The 4,850-nt window shown below is 73.6% G+C and carries 4 protein-coding genes; 3 read left to right on the forward strand and 1 reads right to left on the reverse strand.

Annotated features, from left to right (window positions below):
• Positions 1-115 precede the first annotated feature (115 nt).
• Positions 116-1,543 (reverse strand): transcriptional regulator, encoded by a 1,428-nt coding sequence (locus ACVNF4_RS32485; RefSeq protein WP_461806467.1) that lies wholly within the window; start codon positions 1,541-1,543, stop codon positions 116-118.
• Between the two features lie 400 nt (positions 1,544-1,943).
• Here ACVNF4_RS32485 and ACVNF4_RS32490 point away from each other — a divergent pair, with 400 nt between their 5' ends.
• From ACVNF4_RS32490 to ACVNF4_RS32500, 3 genes are all read left to right on the forward strand, one after another.
• Positions 1,944-2,087 (forward strand): hypothetical protein, encoded by a 144-nt coding sequence (locus tag ACVNF4_RS32490; protein ID WP_461806468.1) that lies wholly within the window; start codon positions 1,944-1,946, stop codon positions 2,085-2,087.
• An 88-nt stretch (positions 2,088-2,175) separates the two neighbouring features.
• On the forward strand, positions 2,176-3,900 hold the full coding sequence (locus ACVNF4_RS32495) for an asparagine synthase-related protein (RefSeq protein WP_461806469.1): 1,725 nt from the start codon (positions 2,176-2,178) through the stop codon (positions 3,898-3,900).
• Entirely contained in the window at positions 3,900-4,631 is a 732-nt protein-coding gene (locus ACVNF4_RS32500; protein ID WP_461806470.1) for a lasso peptide biosynthesis B2 protein, read from the forward strand. Before ACVNF4_RS32495 ends, ACVNF4_RS32500 begins: the two co-directional genes overlap by 1 nt.
• Positions 4,632-4,850 lie beyond the last annotated feature (219 nt).

Below are 4,850 nucleotides of genomic sequence, written 5' to 3' on the forward strand. Positions count from 1 at the left end.
GCACCGGAAACCGTCCAACTCTGCGACGCGGCCTTCGAGTCGGTGTGGGAACGGGCCACCCCGCACGCGGAGTTCCAGCCGTTCTGATACCCCGGCCACCGACAGAAATGATCTTTTAGAAGGCGGGGCCGGTCGGAGTGGTCAGTCGGTCGTGGATCTGTTCGCGTAAGGCCCGGCCAGGCGCGGTGGTGGCGAAGGGCTCGGCTTCGCGGTAGAGCTCGCCAAGGCGGTCGGTGACGCGGTGGGAGTGGATGGCGCCGAGGAGCTGGAGGCAGTGGGTGGTTTCCTCGGCGGCTGCGTCGGGGTTGTTGCCGACGAGGTGGGTGCGGGCGAGGCCGAGGTGGTCGAAGGCTTTGCTGCGGCGGCGGTGTTCGGGACGTGCGTCGAGGGCCTGGCGGACGAGTTCGGCGGAGCGGTGAACGTGGCGGGTACGGGCGGTGCCGTCGAGGTGGTGGGCGGCGATCTGGTGGGCCATGCCCAGGGTGGCCTGGAGTTCGGGGAGGTCGAAGAAGGCTGTGTAGGGGGCCTCGGCGGTGGGTTGGACGCGTTCATAGGCGTCCAGGGCGCGAGCGGCGGCCGCTTCGCTGTCGGCGGTGTTCCCGGTGATCGCGTGGAAGCGTGCTTCGAGGGCGGCGAGCATGGAGGCGGCGGCGGGGGTGAGGTCGCGGCGTGCGCCGTACTGGGCGAGTGCGACGAGGTCGAGGGCGTCGTCGACGTGTCCGAGGTGGGACATCTGGCGGGCCATGCACTGGAGGATGTGGGCGCCGATGCGTTTGTCGCCGGCCTCGGCGGCGGCGCGCAGGGCGGAGACGAAGGTGCGCTGGGCCGCGGTGTGGCGGCCGGCGTCGAAGGTCATCCATCCGGCGACGCTCGCGAGGTCGGCGGCGGCGGAGAACAGTTCGCGGCCGACGGTCTCGGTGTAGGTGCTGGTTTTCAGCAGGGTGAGGACGGTGTCGGTCTGGGCAAGGACGGCGGAGCGGGACAGGACGCCGCCGTGCCGGTTGTCGAGGTCGCGGAACGCGGTGGTGATCTGGCGGATGCCGTCGGCCTCGGACATGCCGATCCGGTGGCCGGGCCGGGCGGTGTCGGTGCTGTCGGGCCGGGAGAGGAGCCATTCCTGCAAGGGGGCCAGGAGGTCGTTGCTGGTGAGGACGTCGGCGGTGTCGGGGCCGGTGCGGGTGTCGGGCAGCATCAGTTCGCTCCGGATGATCTGGCTGAGGGAGGTGAGGGCGCCCGTGCGGGTCCACGGGCTGCGGATGCCGGTGGGGCCCGTCTCTCCGGGCAGACCGATGTCGGCGAAGGTGAGGTCGGTGCGGGTCGCGTCGCTGAGAACGTCGGTCAGCAGGCGGGGTACGGGGTCGCGGGGCACGGTGCCCTTCAGCCAGGCCCGGACGCGGCTCTCGTCAGTGGCGATCCCGGTGATGCCCTGGGCGGCGGCGCGTTCGGTGATCAGGCGGGCCAGCCGGTTGTTGCCCATGTGCGCCCGGTTCATCCAGTAGGCCAGGCGGGTGTTCGGCTGCCGGTCGAGCGGGGGCCTGCCCATGGTGTGCCCTCTCTGTGCCTGGCGGCGGGCCTTTCAGGCTATCGGCCGGTCGCCAACTCACCCACGTCTGAATGTAGTTCGCCGTAAATCGCCGGGCCGGGCGGCGGGCGTGGTGTCGCGTTGAGCACCGCTGTTCACCGCGCCCCACCGGGCTGCCCCGCAGGCGTTCGGAGCGGTGTGCTGTGAGGACGCCGGAGACACCGGCCGTGGAAGGAGAAACGTCATGCACGAGCACCTCCTCATCGTGCTGTACGCGGAGAACGCCGACGCGGTGACGCTCGGCGAACGCGAGAACGGAGCTCGCGAGGCGGACGTCGCCTACTGGCAGTGACAGTTCCCGCACCACCGGCCGGCGCTACCCCGGTACCGGCCGTCCCCCTGGCAGGAAGGACACCCCGTCATGAACACGAACCCGGGCACGAGCGCGGTGGCCTCGATCGAGGCCGTGCCGGTGCCGGTGCTGTCGTCGGCCGACGTCGACGAGGTCACCCTCGGCCGACAGACCTTCAACGACTCCGACAAGGACAACTACTTCGAGGGCTGACCGGCTGAACACCCTGGGGCGGCGCGGAGTCAACACCGTGCCGCCCCAGGCATGTCCGCGACCGACGAGAGCAGAGGAGACGGAAGGAATGACGACGGTTTGGCTGGCCGGGGGTGCGCTGGAAGCTCCGGCGGGGGCGGTGCGGACGTCGGGGGTGTGGCATCCGCCGGGCACGGCGCTGCGGGTGGTGGAGCGCGGGGCGGTGACCGCAGTGGTGGCCGGGGTGTGCCGGGGCGGCGACGACGCGATCGCCCGCACGGCCGAGGCGGTCGCCAGGGGCCGGTACGGCGAGGTCTGTGCGCTGGGCGGCTCGTACTGGATGGCCGTCCACGACGCCGTCCGGGGACGGACGGTCGTCTCGGGGGACCTCGCGGGCCTGCGACCGCTGTTCACCGCGCAGGACGGGCGAGGCCTGGTGTGGGCGACGGACGCCGCGCAGCTCGGCCGACGCCCGGATCTGGACTTTCTCGCGGCCACGATCGGGGTGGGCTCGGCATCGCACTGGCCGCGCCGCTCAGTGTGGACGGGCGTCGACCGGGTGCCCGGCGGGTACGCCTTGGTCCTGGAGGACGGCGTCGCGCGCACAGTCGACGTACGGCCCCTCCCGGACGGACGGAGCATGGAGGACGGAGCCCCGGAGGCGGGAGCCGCCCTGTGGGCGGCCGTGCAGGACTACGCGAGCACGGCCGGGCCCCGGGTGAGCGCGGACCTGTCCGGCGGCCTGGACTCCTCGACGGTCGTCATCGCCGCCTCGGCCGTCACCTCGGTCGTGGCCGTCACCTACGGCGGCCCTCTCGCCGACGGCGAGGACACCCGCCTGGCCCGGCAGGTCGCCGCCTACACGGGGGCCGACCACCACATCAGCGGGGGTGGCGCGGCGAGCGCGCACTACGCGAACTGGCCGCGCGCAGTGCCCCATGCCCCGGTCCTGACGGTCGCCTCCGACGCGCTGGACGCCGACTACCTCCCGCCCGCGCGCGGTGTCTCGCCCGTGCACCTGACGGGGCACGGCGGGGACGTGGTGCTGGAGTCGTCGACGGCCGCGTGGATCTCCCTCGCGCAGAACGGCCAAACCCGGCGGGCGAAGGCGGCGGTCGTCGAGCGGGCCCGCCGGGTGAACACCGCGCCCGGCCCGCTGTGGCGGGTGGTGAAGGAGGCGGCGCGGCGCGGGCGGCCCTACGCCCTGGAGCGGGCGGCGGAGGCGGTCGCAGCCGGACAGGAGTACGGGGACGGACTCGGGGTGTGGACGTGGTGCCCTATCGGGACACCTGTCCGCTGGCTCACCGACCACGGGCGCCGGACGGTCGCCGCGATGCTCGACGACTCCGGGCGGGCGGTGGGCGACGTCGACGCCGGGGAGTGGGAGGACTGGGCCGCGCTGCGCTACAACGGCGTTGCCCTGCACGACAGTTCACCGCTGTACGCCGCGCACGGGATCGTCCTGGTGACCCCGTTCCTGGACAACGAGGTCGTCACCGCGTGCCTGAGCATCGGAGCCGGCGAGCGCCGCCGTCCCGGCCGCTACAAGCCGCTGCTCGCGCTGGCCCGACCCGACCTGCCGGGATGGCTGGCCGGTCGGCAGTCGAAGGGCAACTTCACGCCGCTGCTGTACGAGGGGCTGCGTGCGCGGCGCCGGGAGTTGCACGCGGTGGTGGAGGCGAGCGCGCTGACGGCGGCGGGCCTCATGGACGCCGGCGCGGTCCACGCGGCGCTGGACGCGGCGGTCGAGGGCGTCGGACGGCCGCCCCTGGGTGCTCTGGAGAGTTTCCTGATCACCTCGTGGTGGCTGTCGCAGGTGGGAGGTGCGCGGTGATGCGAGTGCCGCGCGGTGTCCACCGGGCCGGTCTCGGCGAGGGCTGCGTGGCCGTCTTGCACACGCCGAGCGGCCGGTGGCAGTGGATGAACACCGCGACCGAGCGGATCTGGTCGGCCGCGCTCGCCGGGACCCTGCCCCAGGTGGTGGAGGAACTGCGGGCGGAGGGGATGGGCGGCGACGTCGAGGCGGTCGTCGACCAGACCGTCGAGCGCCTGACGGAGGCGGGACTGCTTACGAACACGGAGAGCGGATCTCCGGTACTGCCGCCGCCGATGCCCCCGGCGACCGAGCCGGCCGAACCGTGCACGCGGCCCGGCCGCCTGATGCGAGTGCCAGCCGCTCTCGCCCTCGTGCTCGCGCTCGCCCTGAAGCGGCTGCCGCTGCGGGCGCGGATGCGGCTGCTCAACCTCCTGCATCGCCTCCCTCCGGCCCCGCCCGCCATGGCGGCCTCGGCGGTGGCCGCCGTCCAGGCGGTACGCCCGCCCTGGTGGCCGGGCCGGATCGCGTGCATGGAGGTGTCGCTGGCCGCCGTCCTCACCGTCGCCCTGCACGGACGGCGAGCACACTGGGTGATCGGGGCGCGGCGTCTGCCGAACAAGGCGCACGCCTGGGTGTGGACCCCGGCCGGTGCGCTCGGCCTGTCCGGGCGGGACGTCGACGACCCCCGCCGCCCATGGACCGCCGTCGCCGCCGCACCCCCCATCCCCGCGCGGGATGAACGGAACTGACCGGAGTTGACTGCCGGGGCGGCCTGCCTGTCCGCCTGTGACAGCGGATCAGGAAACGGCGTGCGCGGCGGTGGGCAGGGCCTCTACAACCGGACGGGTGACAGAGTCCCTGCCCACCGCTGTCGGCCCCGCGCCGGTGATGCGGCTTGCCGACGACCGACCCGCCGCCCTGGGCCTGGCCGCCACCGCGCGCCGCCTGCCCGCCGTCCTGGCCCGCAC

This window comes from Streptomyces sp. S6 (genome assembly GCF_054880855.1).

What these genes read in the sequence shown, in the direction of transcription:
- ACVNF4_RS32485 (WP_461806467.1), bottom strand. Translation starts at nt 1,543, where the DNA reads ATGGGCAGGCCCCCGCTCGACCGGCAGCCGAACACCCGCCTGGCCTAC.
- ACVNF4_RS32500 (WP_461806470.1), top strand. Translation starts at nt 3,900, where the DNA reads ATGCGAGTGCCGCGCGGTGTCCACCGGGCCGGTCTCGGCGAGGGCTGC.
- ACVNF4_RS32495 (WP_461806469.1), top strand. Translation starts at nt 2,176, where the DNA reads ATGACGACGGTTTGGCTGGCCGGGGGTGCGCTGGAAGCTCCGGCGGGG.
- ACVNF4_RS32490 (WP_461806468.1), top strand. Translation starts at nt 1,944, where the DNA reads ATGAACACGAACCCGGGCACGAGCGCGGTGGCCTCGATCGAGGCCGTG.